This window comes from Rhodoferax sp. (assembly GCF_025354435.1).
In the GTDB taxonomy this organism is placed as follows: Bacteria; Pseudomonadota; Gammaproteobacteria; order Burkholderiales; family Burkholderiaceae_C; genus Rhodoferax_B.
The window spans coordinates 102,659-120,202 of the sequence record NZ_JANXMU010000050.1 but is presented as its reverse complement, the minus strand read 5'-3'; the positions used below and the strand labels follow the sequence as shown (position 1 = coordinate 120,202).

The 17,544-nt window shown below is 63.0% G+C and carries 16 protein-coding genes; all 16 read right to left on the bottom strand.

Going from position 1 to position 17,544, the window contains the following annotated elements; genetic code table 11:
• Window positions 1-18: 18 nt before the first annotated feature.
• The 16 genes from aspS to Q0T48_RS13715 all read right to left on the bottom strand — a co-directional run bounded on the left by aspS (window position 19) and on the right by Q0T48_RS13715 (window position 17,532).
• A complete protein-coding gene (gene aspS, locus Q0T48_RS13790; RefSeq protein ID WP_295957189.1) occupies window positions 19-1,830 on the bottom strand; it encodes an aspartate--tRNA ligase in 1,812 nt (603 codons plus the stop codon).
• Window positions 1,831-1,911: 81 nt separating this feature from the next.
• Window positions 1,912-2,556, bottom strand: coding sequence for a DUF502 domain-containing protein (locus tag Q0T48_RS13785; protein ID WP_295957210.1), 645 nt, complete (start codon window positions 2,554-2,556; stop codon window positions 1,912-1,914).
• 8 nt (window positions 2,557-2,564) lie between these two features.
• Window positions 2,565-2,930 (bottom strand): FmdB family zinc ribbon protein, encoded by a 366-nt coding sequence (locus tag Q0T48_RS13780; protein WP_295957188.1) that lies wholly within the window; start codon window positions 2,928-2,930, stop codon window positions 2,565-2,567.
• A 71-nt stretch (window positions 2,931-3,001) separates the two neighbouring features.
• Window positions 3,002-4,591: a ubiquinone biosynthesis regulatory protein kinase UbiB gene (gene ubiB / locus Q0T48_RS13775; protein WP_295957187.1), complete on the bottom strand. Its 1,590-nt coding sequence runs from the start codon at window positions 4,589-4,591 to the stop codon at window positions 3,002-3,004.
• Complete coding sequence (locus Q0T48_RS13770) at window positions 4,588-5,130, bottom strand: hypothetical protein (protein WP_295957186.1); 543 nt, start codon at window positions 5,128-5,130, stop codon at window positions 4,588-4,590. Before Q0T48_RS13770 ends, ubiB begins: the two co-directional genes overlap by 4 nt.
• Before the next feature lie 60 nt (window positions 5,131-5,190).
• A complete protein-coding gene (locus Q0T48_RS13765; RefSeq protein ID WP_295957185.1) occupies window positions 5,191-6,153 on the bottom strand; it encodes a TIM44-like domain-containing protein in 963 nt (320 codons plus the stop codon).
• A 40-nt stretch (window positions 6,154-6,193) separates the two neighbouring features.
• Window positions 6,194-6,925, bottom strand: a complete 732-nt coding sequence (gene ubiE / locus Q0T48_RS13760) for a bifunctional demethylmenaquinone methyltransferase/2-methoxy-6-polyprenyl-1,4-benzoquinol methylase UbiE (protein ID WP_295957184.1) — start codon at window positions 6,923-6,925, stop codon at window positions 6,194-6,196.
• Between the two features lie 132 nt (window positions 6,926-7,057).
• Window positions 7,058-7,471, bottom strand: coding sequence for a DUF971 domain-containing protein (locus Q0T48_RS13755; protein ID WP_295957183.1), 414 nt, complete (start codon window positions 7,469-7,471; stop codon window positions 7,058-7,060).
• The gene (locus tag Q0T48_RS13750) at window positions 7,471-11,349 is read right to left on the bottom strand and encodes an FAD/FMN-binding oxidoreductase (RefSeq protein WP_295957182.1); all 3,879 of its coding nucleotides are present in this window, start codon (window positions 11,347-11,349) and stop codon (window positions 7,471-7,473) included. The genes Q0T48_RS13755 and Q0T48_RS13750 overlap by 1 nt, the downstream gene beginning before the upstream one ends.
• Window positions 11,350-11,469: 120 nt before the next feature.
• Window positions 11,470-12,699, bottom strand: coding sequence for a phosphoglycerate dehydrogenase (serA, locus tag Q0T48_RS13745; protein ID WP_295957181.1), 1,230 nt, complete (start codon window positions 12,697-12,699; stop codon window positions 11,470-11,472).
• Window positions 12,700-12,819: 120 nt separating this feature from the next.
• Window positions 12,820-14,121 (bottom strand): Y-family DNA polymerase, encoded by a 1,302-nt coding sequence (locus Q0T48_RS13740; RefSeq protein WP_295957180.1) that lies wholly within the window; start codon window positions 14,119-14,121, stop codon window positions 12,820-12,822.
• 2 nt (window positions 14,122-14,123) lie between these two features.
• Window positions 14,124-14,564: a translesion error-prone DNA polymerase V autoproteolytic subunit gene (gene umuD, locus Q0T48_RS13735; protein ID WP_295957179.1), complete on the bottom strand. Its 441-nt coding sequence runs from the start codon at window positions 14,562-14,564 to the stop codon at window positions 14,124-14,126.
• Between the two features lie 32 nt (window positions 14,565-14,596).
• Entirely contained in the window at window positions 14,597-15,079 is a 483-nt protein-coding gene (locus tag Q0T48_RS13730) for a thioesterase family protein (RefSeq protein WP_295957178.1), read from the bottom strand.
• The gene (locus Q0T48_RS13725; protein WP_295957177.1) at window positions 15,069-16,022 is read right to left on the bottom strand and encodes an L-carnitine dehydrogenase; all 954 of its coding nucleotides are present in this window, start codon (window positions 16,020-16,022) and stop codon (window positions 15,069-15,071) included. The genes Q0T48_RS13730 and Q0T48_RS13725 overlap by 11 nt, the downstream gene beginning before the upstream one ends.
• A 9-nt stretch (window positions 16,023-16,031) precedes the next feature.
• On the bottom strand, window positions 16,032-16,649 hold the full coding sequence (locus Q0T48_RS13720) for a GDSL-type esterase/lipase family protein (protein ID WP_295957176.1): 618 nt from the start codon (window positions 16,647-16,649) through the stop codon (window positions 16,032-16,034).
• Entirely contained in the window at window positions 16,642-17,532 is an 891-nt protein-coding gene (locus tag Q0T48_RS13715) for a 3-keto-5-aminohexanoate cleavage protein (protein ID WP_295957175.1), read from the bottom strand. The genes Q0T48_RS13720 and Q0T48_RS13715 overlap by 8 nt, the downstream gene beginning before the upstream one ends.
• Window positions 17,533-17,544 lie beyond the last annotated feature (12 nt).

Below are 17,544 nucleotides of genomic sequence, written 5' to 3'. Positions count from 1 at the left end.
CAGTCTGCGGGTAGACAGTTACGCCGCCGCAGGGGCGCGCAAGCGGATATGCAGTTCGCGCAGTTGCTTCTCGTCCACGGTGCTCGGTGCCTGCGTGAGCAAGTCCTGGGCGCGCTGGGTTTTGGGGAAGGCGATCACGTCGCGGATCGACTCGGCACCGGTCATCAGCGTGACCACGCGGTCCAGGCCAAAGGCCAGGCCGCCGTGCGGAGGCGCGCCGTATTGCAGGGCATCCAGCAGGAAGCCGAACTTGTCTTGCGCTTCTTCGGGCGAGATCTTGAGGGCATCGAACACCTTTTGCTGTACGTCGGCACGGTGGATACGGACCGAACCGCCACCCATTTCCCAGCCGTTGAGCACCATGTCGTAGCCCTTGGAGATGCATTTCTCGGGGGCCGTGACCATCCAGTCTTCGTGGCCGTCTTTGGGCGCGGTGAAGGGGTGGTGCGTGGCGGTGTAGCGCTGCGCGTCTTCGTCGAATTCGAACATCGGGAAGTCCACCACCCACAGCGGTTTCCAGCCTTTTTCGAACAGGCCATTCTTTTTACCGAACTCGCTCAGGCCAATCTTGATACGCAGGGCACCGATGGCATCGTTGACGATCTTTGCCTTGTCGGCACCGAAGAAGATCAGGTCGCCGTCTTGTGCGCCAGTGCGGGCAAGCACTTCTGCCAGGGCCTTGTCGTGGATGTTCTTGACGATCGGGCTTTGCAGGCCGTCGCGGCCCTTGGCCAGTTCGTTGACCTTGATGTAGGCCAGGCCCTTGGCACCGTAGATCTTGACGAACTCGGTGTAGGCATCGATGTCGCTGCGGCTCAGGCCACCGGATTCCTTGGCACCGCCGGGCACGCGCAAGGCCACCACACGGCCGTTCTTCATCGTCGCGGCACCCGAGAACACCTTGAAGTCCACGTCGGCCATCACGTCGGTCAGTTCGGCGAATTCAAGCTTGATGCGCAGGTCAGGCTTGTCGGAACCAAAACGGTGGGCGGCTTCCTGGAAGGTCATCACCGGGAACTCGCCAAGGTCCACGCCCAGGGTATTCTTGAACACGGTCAGGATCATCTCCTGGAACATGTCGCGGATTTCCTGTTCGGTGAGGAACGAGGTTTCGATATCAATCTGGGTAAATTCAGGCTGGCGGTCGGCGCGCAAGTCTTCGTCACGGAAGCATTTGGTGATCTGGTAGTAACGGTCATAACCGGCCACCATCAGCAGCTGCTTGAACAGCTGCGGGCTTTGCGGCAGCGCAAAGAACATGCCTTCGTGCACGCGGCTGGGCACCAGGTAGTCGCGCGCGCCTTCGGGGGTGGACTTGCCCAGCATCGGGGTTTCAATGTCGATAAAGCCGTGCGCGTCGAGGAACTTGCGCACTTCCATGGAGACGCGGTAGCGCAGCATCAGGTTGTTTTGCATGTACGGACGGCGCAGGTCCAGCACGCGGTGCGTGAGGCGGGTGGTCTCGCTCAGGTTTTCGTCGTCGATCTGGAACGGCGGGGTGACGGACGGGTTCAGCACCACCAGTTCGTGGCACAGGATCTCGATCTTGCCGCTTTTCAGGTTCTCGTTGACCGTGCCATCGGGGCGCGCACGCACCAGACCCTTGATCTGTACGCAGAACTCGTTGCGCAGCGACTCGGAGACGGCAAACATCTCGGCGCGGTCCGGGTCGCAGACGATTTGCACATAGCCTTCGCGGTCGCGCAGATCGACAAAAATCACGCCACCGTGGTCACGGCGGCGGTTTACCCAGCCGCACAGGGTGACGGTTTGGCCCAGCAGGGCTTCGGTCACAAGACCGCAGTAGGTGGTGCGCATTTGAGATTGCATGGCTGTTCGTTTCTGGCGCCTCTTGGGGCGCATGGGTTGTGGACAAGGCGGGGCCACCATGGCCCGCGCTACTGGCTGGTTTTAAGAGGCCTTGGGGGCCTGGATTGGTTTGGGCGCTGACGGAGCCACGCCATGGGGCACGACCACGCCCATCGAGACGATGTATTTCAGCGCCTCGTCCACACTCATTTTCAGCTCGATGCAGTCGCTGGCCTTGAGCATGATGAAGTAGCCGCCAGTGGGATTTGGCGTGGTGGGTACGTAGATGCTGAGGTACTCGCCTTGCAGGTAATTGGCCGCATCGCCACCGGGCACGCCGGTCACAAAGGCAATGGTCCAGGCACCGTCGCGTGGCCACTGGATCAGCACGGCTTTGCGAAAGGCGTTGCCGCTTTCCGAAAACAGCGTGTCCGACACCTGTTTCACACCCGAATAAATCGAGCGCACGATAGGAATACGGTGCAGCAGGTTGTCCCACCAGCCTACCAGCTTCTTGCCCACAAAGTTGCTGGCTGCCGCCCCCACCACCAACAGCGTGCCCAGGGCCAACAGCACGCCAAAGCCGGGAATATGGAAACCCAGCAGTTTGTCGGGCTGCCAGCTGTCAGGCAGGATCAGCAGGGTTTGGTCCAGGGTGCTCAGCACCCATTGCAACACCCAGACGGTGATGGCCAGCGGTACGATGACCAGCAGGCCCGACAGCAGCCATTTGCGGATAGAAGCCATCATGGATGTCAGGCCGCCGAGGAGGTGCCGCCGGAGGATGCGGGAGCCGGTGCCGGGGCGGGTGCAGGCGCAGCAGCAGGTGCCGCCGAAGTCTCGGCGGGCTTGGCGGCTGCGCTATCGACGGCAGGTTTGGTCTCTGCCGGCTTACCGTCTTCGGCTTTAGGGGGCGGAACCGCAGCAGCGCCGCCACTGCCGTTGCGGAAATCGGTGACGTACCAGCCCGAGCCCTTGAGCTGGAATCCAGCTGCGGTGACCTGTTTTTGCAAAGCTGCCGCGTGGCAGCTGGGGCAATCGGTCAGCACCGCGTCGGACATTTTTTGCAGTACGTCGAATGCGTGCCCGCAGGACTCGCATTTGTAAGCGTAGATAGGCATGGCGTAGAAAGCTCGGGTTGAAGTCGCAAAACCTATGATTATAGGATGGCAGGGTGAAAACCCTGCCCGCGCTAGAACAGGAATGGGGATACGAGCAGCACACGCATGGCCAGTAGGCCCAGGCCAAAACCGATGGCCCCGTAAACCAAGCCGTGCAGTAAGCGGTTGGTGCGTTTGTGCTCGGCCAGCAGCTCTTCCATCAGCTTGCGCTGGTCGGTGCCCCGGTCCCTACTGTCGCTCCCACCCTGCTTCAAAAAGTCCACCAGCAGGCGCGGCAGCTCGGGCAGCAGCTTGGCGTAGCGTGGGGCTTCGTTTTTCAGCTGCTCGATAAAGGCTTTGGGGCCAATCTGCTCCAGCATCCACTTTTCAAGGAAAGGCTTGGCGGTGTTCCACAGGTCCAACTCAGGGTCGAGATCGCGGCCCAGGCCTTCGATGTTGAGCAGGGTTTTCTGCAGCAGCACCAGTTGTGGCTGGATTTCGACCTGGAAGCGGCGCGAGGTCTGAAACAAGCGCATCAGCACCATGCCCAGCGAGATTTCCTTCAAAGGCCGGTCAAAGTACGGCTCGCACACCGCGCGGATGGCTGCTTCCAACTCGTCCACGCGGGTGGTGGCGGGCACCCAGCCGGATTCGATGTGCAGCTCGGCCACGCGCTTGTAGTCGCGGCGGAAGAAGGCCGTGAAGTTTTGCGCCAGGTACTCTTTGTCGAACTCGGTCAACGTACCAACGATGCCAAAGTCCAGCGAAATATAACGGCCAAAGGTGGCCGGATCGACCGATACCTGGATATTACCCGGGTGCATGTCGGCATGGAAGAAGCCGTCGCGGAACACCTGGGTGAAGAAAATCGTCACGCCGTCGCGGGCCAGCTTCTGGAAATCCACCCCCGCCGCGCGCAGCCGCTCGGTGTGGCTGATGGGGATGCCCACCATACGCTCCATCACGATGGCTTCGGTGGCGCACAGGTCCCAGAACATCTCGGGGATCAGCACCAAGTCCAGGCCCTCCATGTTGCGGCGCAACTGCGCGGCACTGGAGGCCTCGCGCACCAGGTCCAGCTCGTCGTGCAGGTATTTGTCGAACTCGGCCACCACCTCCAGAGGTTTCAGGCGCTTGCCGTCGTCCGAAAAGCCATTCACCCAGCCCGCCATCATGCGCATCAGGCCCAGGTCTTTTTCAATCGCGGGCAGCATGTTGGGGCGCAGCACTTTCACCGCGACGTCGCGCAAGCGGCCATGGCGGTCTTTGAGAACCGCAAAGTGCACCTGGGCGATGGACGCGCTGGCCACCGGCTCCTGGTCAAAGCTTTCGAAGATTTCACCTAGCGGCTTGCGAAAAGCCCGCTCGATGGTCGCCACCGCGATGGACGACGCAAACGGCGGCACCCGGTCTTGCAGGCGCGCTAACTCATCCGAAATATCCGGCGGCAGTAGATCGCGGCGGGTGGACAGCACCTGGCCGAGCTTGACGAAGATCGGACCCAGCCGCTCCAGCGCCTCACGCAGGCGCTGGCCACGTGGGGCATCCAGATTGCGGCCCACGGACAAAATCCGCGACAGCACGGCCAGCCAAGGCTTTTTAAAACTGGTCAGTACCAGCTCGTCCAGACCATAACGCAGCACGATCCAGACGATGTACGCACCCCGAAAAATCCGGCTCATGCAGATGCCTTGTCGGCACCGGGGCGTTTACCTATGAATTGGCGCAAGGTGCTGGTGGCGCTGCGCACCACATTGCCCACGGTGTGTGCCGTGGTGTCGCCCACCACGCGAGACAGGTCTTCTTCCAGATCCCAGCGCACATGATCTACCAGCCAGTTGACCTCGGCCGCCAGTTGCACATCGCCTTCGATGCGCACGCCGGGCTTGCCCGCGCTCAGCGCCTGCTGGGCCAGGGCGAAGGGCGAGGTTTCAGTGATGGTGAGCGTGAGGTCGGCGCGCATGCCGGGTGTGGCACGGTCCAGCAGGCCTGCCGGAGTGGCCACCAGCGCCATGTGGAAGCTACGCCACTGCATCAGCACCACGCGGCCCTTTTGCCTGGCTAGGCGGGCGGTGGCTTCGGGCTCTTGCTGCAGCACGTGGTTGAGCAGCAGGACGATGCGGTTTTGCACCTCGTCGACCACCCAGGGGGGAGGCTGCAGCGTGGCGCTGGCGCGCTCAATAAGGTTTTCGAACAAAGAAAAAGGGGACTGTGTTGCCATAGTCCCCTATTATCCGGGATAGTTCCCGGGCTTCAGGACGCAAGCGCCCTTGACCAATCGCTATTGCAGGGCTTGTACGCCTGCCACCAGCCAGCCGCTGGCACCGCTCTTGGGTTTGGTCATGTTCCAGACTTCGCGGAACGGGCTAGGGCCTGCGGACGGCTCTTCGCGGATCATGCCGGAGAACTCGACACTGGCCATGTAGTCGTTACCCAAGTCTTCAATACCCAGCAATTGGGCATCCAGCATCACCACGTCGGTCTTGTTGGTGTTGCCCCCGGTATGGGTTTCGCGGTCGGTCAGTTGGGCCTGGATTTCGCCCAGCATGGTGTCGGTCATCATGGCGCGCAGGGACGAAATGTCGGAGCGGTCCCAGGCCGATTGCAGGGTGATGAAATTGTTCTTGGCGGCGCGCAAAAAGCCTTCGGAGTCAAAACCGGCGGGCGCACCCCAGCCTTGCGGGCCGGCCAGCGCCGAACCAATCATGGAACCGCCGGACTCCAGCGGCGCCATGTGGCTGCTGCGCTCAAAAGGCCGCGCCGAAGCATCGTTGCCCACATGGTCTGGCGAATAGGTCGGTGCCGCGCTGGGCGCAGCCGCGCCCTGAAAGGCAAACGGACTGCCCTGCGGAGCGCTGCTGGCGGCCTTGCGCGAGCGGATAAAGCCCCACAGCAGCATGCCCGCCAGCACGATCAGGCCGATCATCAGGAACTGACCCATTTCTGCGCCCAGGCCCATGGAATGCGCCAGCCAGGCCAGGCCGACACCGGCCGCCAAACCACCCAACATAGCACCCCATGGGCGCTTGGGAGCTACTGCGGGCGCAGGTGCTGCGGCGGGAGCCGGACGGGCTACGTTGGTGGCGTTTTGCGTGGGTGCCACGGGTGCGGGGGCCGCCTGGCGCTGCGTCACATTGCTGGACTGCCGACCCATCGAACGGCCGCCGCCCAAACGCGCAGCTTCGGCATCGAAACCTGCGGCCAAGACCATCGTGGCGGCCAAAACCAATGCCCAAACTTTCATACTGACTCCATTTATTGTTATGAATTAGACCGGACTACGCTCAACACTTGATACCCACATGCAAGGCCACCATGCCCCCGGTAAGGTTGTGGTAGTCCACATGGCCGAAGCCCGCGGTCTGCATCATGGCCTTGAGTTCTTTTTGGCCGGGGTGCATGCGGATGGACTCGGCTAGATAGCGGTAGCTGGCATCGTCGCCCGCCACCAGCTTGCCCAGCTGCGGCAACACCTTGAAGGAATACCAGTCGTAGACCTTCTCCAGAGGTTGGGCCACCTTGGAAAACTCCAAGACCAGCAGCTTGCCGCCGGGCTTAAGTACGCGGCACATCTCGGCCAGGGCCACGTCTTTGTGCGTCATGTTGCGCAGGCCAAAGGCCACGCTGACGCGGTCGAACGCGGCATCGGCGAAAGGCAGCTTTTCGGCATCGCAAACCATGGTGGGCAGCACCACGCCCGCATCCAGCAGGCGGTCGCGGCCGGTGCGCAGCATGGCTTCGTTGATGTCGGTATGCACCACCCGGCCAGTCGCGCCGACCTTTTTGGCAAACGCCATCGCCAAGTCGCCCGTGCCGCCCGCGATATCCAGTACCTGGTGGCCTTCGCGGATATCGGCCACCAGGACGGTGTAGGCCTTCCAGGTGCGGTGCAGGCCTGCCGACATCAGGTCGTTCATCAGGTCGTATTTGGAGGCGACGGAATCAAACACGCCGCGCACATGGCGGGCTTTGTCGTTCTCGTCCACCGACTGGAAACCAAAGTGGGTAGTGCTCATGTTTGTATACTAAATCAGAATGATGGCGCAGCACAGCGACAACCCTGCACCGCACAGGGAATTTAAAGAAAATCGGCCTCTAGCGTAGGTTCTACCTACGCTAGTAGCTATATCTTCAATAGCAAACCGATTTTAGTGGCTACCGCAGCCCTTAGCCGTTTTGCCGGGCATGGGGGTATCCCGGCTGGCACCGGCGGCGGCCAAGCGGGCTTCGTAGTCGGCCCACAGCTTGTCTTGCTCAGCTCCCAGGAAGTACAGGTAGTCCCAGGTGAAGATGCCGGTGCTGTGGCCGTCGGAGAACGTGGGCTGCACGCCGTAGTTGCCCACCGGCTCCAGCCCGTTCAACGTGACTTCGCGCATGCCGGTTTGCAGGGTTTCCTGACCCGGGCCGTGGCCTTGCACTTCGGCGGATGGCGAGTACACGCGCATCAGCTCGAACGGGATGCGGAACACCGCACCGTCGGAGAACGTGACTTCCAGCGCCCGCGACAGGCCGTGGACGGTGATGTCTTTGGGGGTAGGCGCGCCCGCCTTGAGGCCGGCCATCAGACCAAAACCCGCTCAATGCCGCCGTGGTTGGCTTGCGCCACGTAGGTCGGCAACCAGTCACTGCCCAGGATCTGGTTGGCCATTTCGACCACGATGTAGTCGGCTTCGAGCAGGCCGTTTTGCAGGTCGTTGCCGTAGCGGCTCAGGCCTTGCAGGCAGCTGGGGCAGCTGGTGAGGATTTTCACGTTGTCCTTTTCGCCTACGGAGCCCAGGGCCCGCAGCTTGGTTTCGTCGTTGCGCAGTTCTTCTTCCTTGCGGAAGCGGATTTGCGTGGAGATGTCGGGCCGGGTCACGCCCAGGGTGCCCGACTCGCCGCAGCAGCGTTTGGATTCCAGCACCTGGTCGCCCAGCAGCGCCTTCACCGTCTTCATCGGCTCCTGCAGCTTCATGGGCGTGTGGCAGGGGTCGTGGTACAGGTAGGAGCCGCCGTTGTTCAGCGTGATGCCTTTTTCCAGCAGGTATTCGTGGATGTCGATGATGCGGCAGCCAGGGAATATTTTGTCGAACTCGTAGCCCTGGAGTTGGTCGTAGCAAGTGCCGCAGCTCACCACCACGGTCTTGATGTCCAGGTAGTTCAGCGTATTGGCCACGCGGTGGAACAGCACCCGGTTGTCAGTGATGATCTTGTTGGCCTTGTCGAACTGGCCGCTGCCCTTTTGCGGGTAGCCGCAGCACAGGTAACCCGGTGGCAGCACAGTTTGCACGCCCGCATGCCACAGCATGGCCTGGGTGGCCAGGCCGACCTGGCTGAACAGGCGCTCGGAGCCGCAGCCGGGGAAGTAAAACACCGCCTCGGACTCGCTGGTGGTGGCGACAGGGTTGCGGATGATGGGTACGTAATCGCCATCTTCAATGTCCAGCAGGGCACGTGCGGTTTTCTTCGGCAAGCCACCTGGCATTTTTTTGTTGATGAAGTGGATCACCTGCTCCTTGATGGGCGCGGTGCCCGCCGTGGCGCGCGGCGCGGCGGTCTGCTTCTTGGCAAAGCTGCGCAGCAGGTCGTTGGCCAGGCGCTGGGCCTTGAAGCCCACGCCGACCATGGCGGCGCGCGCCAGCTTGATGGTTTCGGGGTTGGTGGCGTTCAGGAACAGCATGGCGGCGGCGTTGCCGGGGCGGAAGGTCTTTTTGCCCATCTTACGCAGCAGGTTGCGCATGTTCATGGTGACGTCGCCGAAGTCGATCTTCACCGGGCAGGGGCTCAGGCATTTGTGGCACACCGTGCAATGGTCGGCCACGTCCTCGAACTGCTCCCAGTGCTTGATGCTCACGCCGCGGCGGGTCTGCTCTTCGTACAAGAAGGCTTCCACCAGCAAAGACGTGGCCAGAATCTTGTTGCGCGGGCTGTACAGCAGGTTGGCACGTGGCACGTGGGTGGCGCACACGGGTTTGCATTTGCCGCAGCGCAGGCAGTCCTTCATGCTGTCGGCAATGGCACCGATGTCGCTCTGCTGCATGATCAGCGACTCGTGGCCCATCAGCCCGAAGCTCGGGGTGTAGGCATTGGTTAAATCAGCCTCTAGCGCATGTCCTGCCTTCGCATGCAGCTGCGAATTTCGTAGCAACTTACCTTTGTTGAAGCGGCCCTCGGGGTCGATGCGCTGCTTGTAGTCGGTGAACGGCTGCATCTCGGCATCGCTCAGAAACTCCAGCTTGGTGATGCCAATGCCGTGCTCACCCGAGATCACGCCGTCCAGGCTGCGGGCCAACGCCATGATGCGTTTGACGGCACCGTGCGCGGTTTGCAGCATCTCGTAGTTGTCGCTATTGACCGGCAGGTTGGTGTGCACATTGCCGTCCCCGGCGTGCATGTGCAGAGCCACCCAGACCCGACCCTTCAAGACCTTTTTGTGGATGGCGGTGCACTCGTCCAGGATGCCCTTGAAGGCCGCGCCGGTGAAGATGTTTTGCAGACCCGCGCGGATCTGCGTCTTCCAGCTAGCGCGCAGGCTGTGGTCTTGCAGCTGCGGGAACAGGGTTTCCACCCCGTCCAGCCAGCCCTGCCACAGGGCACGCACCTCGGCCACCAGGCTCTGGGCCTGCACCACGCGCTCTTCCAGCAGCTCGGGCGACGGCACATCGCCGTCTTCATCGCCCTTGCCCAGCGGCAGGTTGCCGCGGCTGAAGAACTCCTGCAGCGCGTCGCACAGCTCCAGCTTGTTCTTCAGGCTGAGTTCGATGTTGATGCGCTCGATACCGTCGGTGTACTCGGCCATGCGCGGCAGCGGGATCACCACGTCTTCGTTGATCTTGAAGGCATTGGTGTGGCGGCTGATGGCGGCGGTCTTCTTGCGGTCCAGCCAGAATTTCTTGCGCGCTTCAGGGCTGATGGCGATGAAACCTTCGCCGCTGCGCGAATTGGCGATGCGCACCACTTCGCTGGTGGCACGGGCCACGTCGTCGGCGTTGTCGCCCGCGATGTCGCCAAACAAGGCCATCTTGGGCAGGCCGCCGCGCTTGGATTTGGTGGTGTAGCCCACGGCTTTCAGGTAGCGATCGTCCAGATGTTCCAGACCGGCCAGCAGCACGCCGGTGCGCTTTTGCTCGGCGAACATGAAATCTTTGATCTCGACGATGCTGGGCACGGCGTTCTTGGCATCGCCAAAGAACTCCAGGCACACGGTGCGGGTGTGCGCAGGCATGCGGTGCACCACCCAGCGGCCGCTGGTGATCAGGCCGTCGCAGCCCTCTTTCTGGATGCCGGGCAGGCCGCTGAGGAACTTGTCGGTCACGTCCTTGCCCAGGCCTTCTTTGCGGAAGGTGCGGCCCGGGATGTCCAGGCGCTCGGTGCGGATCTTGGTCTTGCCATCGGCTTCGAAATACTGCAGCTCAAAACTGGCCATTTCCACGTCGTGGATCTTGCCCAGGTTGTGGTTCAGGCGGGTGACTTCCAGCCACTGCGCGTCGGGCGTGACCATGCGCCACGAGGCCAGGTTGTCCAACGCCGTGCCCCAGAGCACGGCCTTCTTACCACCGGCATTCATGGCGATGTTGCCGCCGATGCAGGAGGCCTCGGCCGACGTGGGATCGACCGCAAACACGTAGCCACCGCGCTCGGCTGCGTCGGCCACGCGCTGGGTCACCACACCAGCTTCGCTGAAGATGGTGGCCACCGGGTGGTCCACGCCGGGCAGCATGCGCATCTCCACCTCGGTCATCGCTTCGAGCTTTTCGGTGTTGATGACCGCGCTGTTCCAGGTCAACGGGATTGCGCCGCCGGTGTAGCCAGTGCCGCCACCGCGCGGAATGATGGTCAGGCCGAGTTCGATACAGCCCCTGACCAGCCCGGCCATCTCGGCCTCGGTGTCGGGGGTGAGCACCACAAACGGGTATTCGACGCGCCAGTCGGTGGCATCGGTGACGTGGCTCACACGGCTCAGGCCGTCAAACTTGATGTTGTCTTTGGCCGTGAGCTTGCCCAGCACCCGCGCGGTCTTGCGGCGCAGCTCGGCCACCTCGACGAAGGTTTTGCCAAACTGGTCCACCGCCGCCGTGGCCGCCACTAGCAACTCGCCCACCAGAGCATCGCGCTCGCTGTTGGCATCCGGGTTGCGGCGCTTGCCTACTTCGTCCAGGCGGTGGTGCAAGGCATCCACCAGCTGCTTGCGGCGCTTGGGGTTGTCCAGCAGGTCGTCTTGCAGGTAGGGGTTGCGCTGCACCACCCAGATATCGCCCAGCACCTCGTACAGCATGCGGGCGGATCTACCGGTGCGGCGCTCCTGGCGTAGGCCGTTCAGGACATCCCAGGCACGCGTGCCCAGCAGGCGGATGACGATTTCGCGGTCGGAAAACGAGGTGTAGTTGTACGGGATTTCGCGCAGGCGCACGGCTTCAGGAGCCTGCGCCAGCAGGGTGGACAACGCGGTGGGAGCATTCATGGGGAAAATAACCTGGGGTGGGCACAGCGCCCATGGGCCTGGGATGGGAATCGGATAGCGATTTTAGGGCAGCAGACTTTCACCCTGCCGACAGCGGGTTGTCGGGAAACGACGGTTACATCAGAACAGCACGCGGCTACGGATGGTGCCGGGCACGTGGGCCAGCTTTTCCAAAGCCAGGTCGCTGGAGGCCGCGTCGATGTCGATCACCACATAGCCAATTTTTTCATTGGTTTGCAAAAACTGCGCAGCGATGTTGATGTGGTTGTCGGTAAACACCTGGTTCACCGCCGACAGCACGCCCGGCACGTTGTGGTGGATGTGCAGCAGGCGGTGCTTGCCTGAATGGCTGCTTAGGGCCACCTCGGGGAAGTTGACCGACGAGGTGGAGGTGCCGTTGTCGCTGTACTTGACCAGTTTTTCGGCCACTTCCAGGCCAATATTGGCCTGCGCTTCGATGGTGGAGCCGCCCACGTGGGGGGTCAGGATCACATTGTCCAGCCCGCGCAGAGGCGACTGGAACTCGTCTTTGTTGCTGCGCGGCTCCTCGGGGAACACGTCGATGGCGGCACCGAGCAGCTTTTTAGCCTGCAGGGCTGCGGCCAGCGCGTCAATATCCACCACCGTACCGCGCGCGGCGTTGATAAAAATGCTGTCCTGCTTCATGGCGGCGAACTCTTTGGCCCCAATCATCCACTGCGTGGCGGCGGTTTCGGGCACGTGCAGGGTGACGATGTCGCTTTGGCCCAGCAGATCGTGCAGGTTGCCGACCTGGCGCGCATTGCCCAGCGGCAGCTTGGTCACCACGTCATAAAAGCAGACCTGCATGCCCATGGCCTCGGCCAATACCGACAACTGCGTGCCGATGGAGCCGTAGCCCACGATGCCCAGGGTTTTGCCGCGGATCTCGTACGAATTTTCGGCCGACTTGAGCCAGCCGCCGCGGTGCGCCACCGCGCTTTTCTCGGGGATGCCACGCAGCAGCAAGATCGCCTCGGCCAGCACCAGCTCGGCCACCGACCGGGTGTTGGAAAACGGCGCGTTGAACACCGCAATGCCACGCTCGCGGGCGGCCTCCAGGTCTACCTGGTTGGTGCCTATGCAAAAGCAGCCCACGGCCACCAGCTTGTGTGCCTGGGCAAACACTTCTTTGGTGAGCTGGGTGCGCGAGCGGATGCCGATGAAATGCGCGTCGGCGATCTTTTCTTTCAGCTGCTCCTCGGGCAAAGCGCCGGGCACGCTCTCGATCTGGGTGTAGCCCGCGTTGCGCAGCACCTCCAGCGCCGAAGGGTGCACGCCTTCCAGTAAAAGAAACTTGATCTTGCTTTTGTCCAGAGAAGTCTTGCGCATGCGGTGCCCGGCTGTCAGAGGTGGAGGAGGTTATCCCAAGGGACAAGAATGCTAGCATGCTGCGCCGCAACAAAAGGGGTTACTACCTGCACGGCATTGCCCACAGCAGGGGTTTATGACTCAAGCCTTTGCCACCGGTAAATCTGCCCAGCAGGTGGTGTAACCCGGCGAGCGCAGTTCTTGTTTCATGGTCCAGGTCCGCTGTGGCCCTGCCAAGCCCGCACTGGCCAGCAGCACCGTGCCGCGGCCATAGCGCTGGTTCAGCCCGTCCAGGGCGGACATGAGGCGGGTCCGGTCGGCGGGCAAGGCCCCAGCCTGCAGTGCCAGTTCGCCCTGGTGCTGCGGGTCAGCTTGCAGATCCAACAGCATCACCCCGGCCTTGGCGAGCTGGAAACCGGGCCGGTAGATGGACTGCAAACCCGCCAATGCTGCCCCCACCAGCACCGTGGTGTCAGCGCTGGGCCGGTGCAAGGGCACGGTAGCGGAACGGCTGTACTGCGGCTCCTGGCGAAATGGGCTGGTACGGATATAGACCAGCACCTGGCTGGCCAGGCTGTTCTGGGTGCGCAATTTTTCAGCGGCCCGACTGGCAAATTCGGTCACCGCCTCCTGCAACTCCACCAGATTGGATACCGGTTGCCCAAACGACCGCGTGTAGGCCACTTGCTGGCTGCGCGCAGGCGCTGAGTCCAGGCCATAGCACGGCGTTCCCTGTAGCTCGCGTACGGTGGACTCCAAAACCACCGACCAACGTGCGCGCACCATGGCGGGGTCCAGTCGGGCCAGTTGCAAGGCGGTGGTGATGCCTATTTTTTCGAGCTGCGCACCAATGCGCCGCCCCACGCCCCACACGTCCCGCACGGCCGTTGCGCCCAGCACCGTCGCCAGATCCACGGGTGCCAAGGCAGCCAGGTTGCACACTTGCGCCAGGTGGGCTGGATAGCTGCCGGGTGTGCGTTCGGTCGTTTTGGCCACGTGGTTGGCCAGCTTGGCCAAGGTTTTGGTAGCCCCCATGCCGATACCGCAGGGAATGCCCACCCATTGCAGGATGCGGGCACGGATCGCGTGTGCCCGCGCCACCAGGTTGCCACGTACCCCGGTCAAGTCGATAAACGATTCGTCAATGGAGTAAATCTCCTGGTGCGGCCCCAGCCCGGCGGCCAGACTCATCATGCGGTCGCTCAGGTCACCGTAAAGCGCAAAGTTGGACGACAAGGCCACCAGCCTGTGCGTATCCACCATATGCCGGATCTTGAACCACGGAGCCCCCATCTTGATACCCAGCGCCTTGGCTTCGTTGCTGCGAGCAATGGCACAGCCGTCGTTGTTGCTCAGCACCACCACCGGGAGGCCACGCAAGTCGGGACGGAAGACCCGTTCGCACGAGACGAAAAAATTATTGCCATCGACCAGGGCGTACATGGCTAGACCGCAAACTGCTTGATGCTGCTGGTCACCACGCCCCAGACCTCGATAATCTGGCCGTCGCGGGGCACGATGTCGGGGTAGGCCGGGTTGGCGGCCTGCAGCCAGGTGCGCCCAGCCTGCTGTTGCAGGGTTTTGACCGTGAAGTCGCCATCCACGATAGCCACCACGATGTGCTTGTGGCGGGGTTGGATGGCCCGGTCCACCAGCAGGATGTCGCCGTCAAAAATACCCACCCCCACCATCGACTGGCCGCTGGCCCGTAAAAAGTAAGTGGCTTGCGCATGCACTACCAGCATCTGGGTCAGGTCCATCCGCTGCGCACCCAGGTCTTCCGCCGGGGACGGAAACCCTGCACTCACCCGATTCGCCAGCAGCATCCCCCACAGCGGTGCATCCGAAACCAGCACCGGTGATGGCGGCATAAAAATACTGTTCATAAGTACAGTATATCTACCATCACAACGGATGCCTAGCTTGGCAGTGCTCCCGGCAACTGCATCACCCTGCCGACCAGGGCGGGCACGGGCAGCGCTCGGTGTGCCGCCGCCATGCCCTGCACCCGGGCCAGCACGTCGGTCGGAAATACCGCCGAGCGAGGGCCCCGTATGTCCACATGCAGCAGCATCTGCTCGCACACCGCCACCGGTTCCGCCCTGCCCGACAGCACCAGGCGGAGGAAGATATGCAGCCGCTTCGCATCACAGCCCAGCAACTGCAATTGCACCTGCACTTGTGCGCCCAGCTTCACCTCGTGCAGGTAGTGGATGTGACTTTCCAGCGTAAACAGGCTGCCGTGGGTGCACGCGCGGCCCGCTGCATCCAGGCCAATCTGGTCCATCAGCGCGTCGGTGGCATAGCTGCAAATCAGCCCGTAGTAGGCATCGCGCAGATGGCCGTTGTAGTCCACCCACTCGGGCGGCACGACGGTGGTGTACAGGGGGTCAGATGCCATGGCGGGCTTTGGCGGCTTCCACGGCGGCCATCACGCTCTGGATGGCATCGTCGCGGTAGCGCTCTAGCTGTTTGATGCTGTGCGTGCCAAGCTGGGCGGTAGTGCCGTCCACCACGCTGTCAATCAGCGCATCGGTGAGTTTGGGTGCGACCAACTTGGTCCAAGGCAGCTCCAGGGCCGGGCCAAACTGCGCCATGAAGTGCCGCATGCCGGCATCGCCCCCGGCCAGGGTGTAGGTCAAAAACGTGCCCATGAAGGACCAGCGGATGCCTGCGCCGTAGCGGATGGCATCGTCGATCTCGCCGGTGGTGGCCACGCCGTCGTTGACCAAGTGCAGGGCCTCGCGCCACACGGCTTCCAGCAAGCGGTCGGCGATGAATCCGGGGATTTCCTTGCGTACGTGCAGGGGCCGCATGCCAAGTGCGCTATAGATTTTGATAGCGGCGGCAATGGCTTCGGCGGAGGTTTTTTCGCCACCCACCACTTCCACCAGGGGCAGCAGGTAGACCGGGTTGAACGGGTGGCCGACCACGCAGCGCTCGGGGTGGGTGGCGCTGGCGTAGAAGTCGGTGGGCAGCAGGCCGGAGGTGGACGAGGCGATGATGGCATCGGGCCGGGCCGCCGCGCTGATCTGGGCGTGCAGCGACAGCTTGAGGTCTTGCCGCTCGGGGGCACTTTCCTGGATGAAGTCGGCGTGCTGCACGCATTGCGCAATGGTGGCGACAAAACGCAGGCGCTCCATGGAGGCCCCTGCGGCCAGGCCTTGCCGCTCCAGCGCGGGCCAGGCATTGGCCACGTTGGCGCGCAGTTGCTGTTCGGCCCCGGCAGCCGGGTCCCAGGCAACGACATCCAGTCCGTGGGCCAGTGCGCGCGCAACCCAGCCGCTGCCGATAACGCCTACGCCCAGGGCGGCAAAGGTTTTGAGGGTGGTAGTGATGGTCATGGTGAAAATTTAAGAAATGGTTGGGTTAGAAAACCACCAGGCGGGCCAGGCCAGCACCCGGTCTGCGACGAGCTGGTAGCCCGCAGCCCCCGGATGGCAGCCGTCGCTGGCAACCACGTCGACCCGCCAGAGTGCGCTGTCGGTCAAGAAACGGGCCACCGGCAAATACGGTACGCCAAGGGCCTGGGCGCGTTCGGCATACAGCGGGCACAGGTCCAAGATGCGGGCATCCTGGGCGGCCTCACCCACTGGGAACGGCCCCAGCACCACGGTGGGGTGCCGCGCCTGGGCCGCGGAAACGATGCGGGTAAAAAACTCCACACTCTGCGCCACCGCCACCCGCAGCCCGTCTCCCTGCGGGGTCATGTCGTTGGCACCGAATGAAAACACCAAATATTTATGGCACTCCGCCTGCAAGCGCAGCGCCGACTCGGCCTGCCAGCGCGCCGCAACGCCCTGGCTGGTGTCGCCACGGATGCCCAGGTTGTGGGCGGTCACCGCATAGCCTGTGGCCCAGGCAGCCGCGCTGACACGCCCGGGCCAGCCCAGGCAGGTGGGGTCGCTGGTGCCCTGCGTCATCGAGTCACCGATGAAGCAGATGCGGTGGTCGTTGGCTACGTCAGCCACGCTTTTTGAGGCCCAACTTCTGGCGGCCTTCTTCCGGGGTGAGCGTGCGCGCGCCCATCATGCTGATGATGCTGTTGGCCCGCTCCACCAGCGAGCCATTGCTGGCGGGCACGCCCTTGTCCAGCCAGAGGTTGTCTTCCAGGCCCACGCGCACATTGCCGCCCAGCAATACCGCCTGCGCCACCATGGGCATCTGCATGCGGCCAATGCCAAAGCCGGCCCAGGTGGCACCCGGCGGCATGTTGTCGGCCATGGCTTTCATGGTGGTGGTGTCGGCAGGAGCGCCCCAGGGGATGCCCAGGCACACCTGGAACAGTGGCGCGTCGCCCAGCAGGCCTTCTTTCAGCATCTGCTTGGCAAACCACAGGTGGCCGGTGTCGAACACCTCCAGCTCGGCTTTCACGCCCAGTTCCAGAATGCGCTTGGCCCCGGCACGCAACTGGGCGGGGGTGGAGACGTAGATGTAGTCGCCATCGCCAAAATTCAGCGTGCCGCAGTCCAGCGTGCAGATTTCGGGCAGCAGCTCTTCGATGTGGATCAGCCGGGCCAGCCCGCCGACCAGGTCGGTGCCGGGGCCGAACTGCATGGGGCTTTCGCCCGCGCCGATCTCCAGGTCGCCGCCCATGCCGGCCGTCAGGTTCAGCACCATGTCCACGCCGCTGGAGCGGATACGGTCCACCAGTTCGCGGTACAACGCCGGGTCGCGGCTGCCCTTGCCGGTGGCCGGGTCGCGCACATGGCAGTGCACCACGGTGGCCCCGGCTTTGGCGGCCTCTACTGCCGCTTCGGCGATCTGCTTGGGGGTGACGGGAATGGCCGGGTGACGGCCAACGGTGTCGCCCGCGCCGGTCACGGCGCAGGTCAGGATGACATCATGGTTCATGTGTAGCTTTCC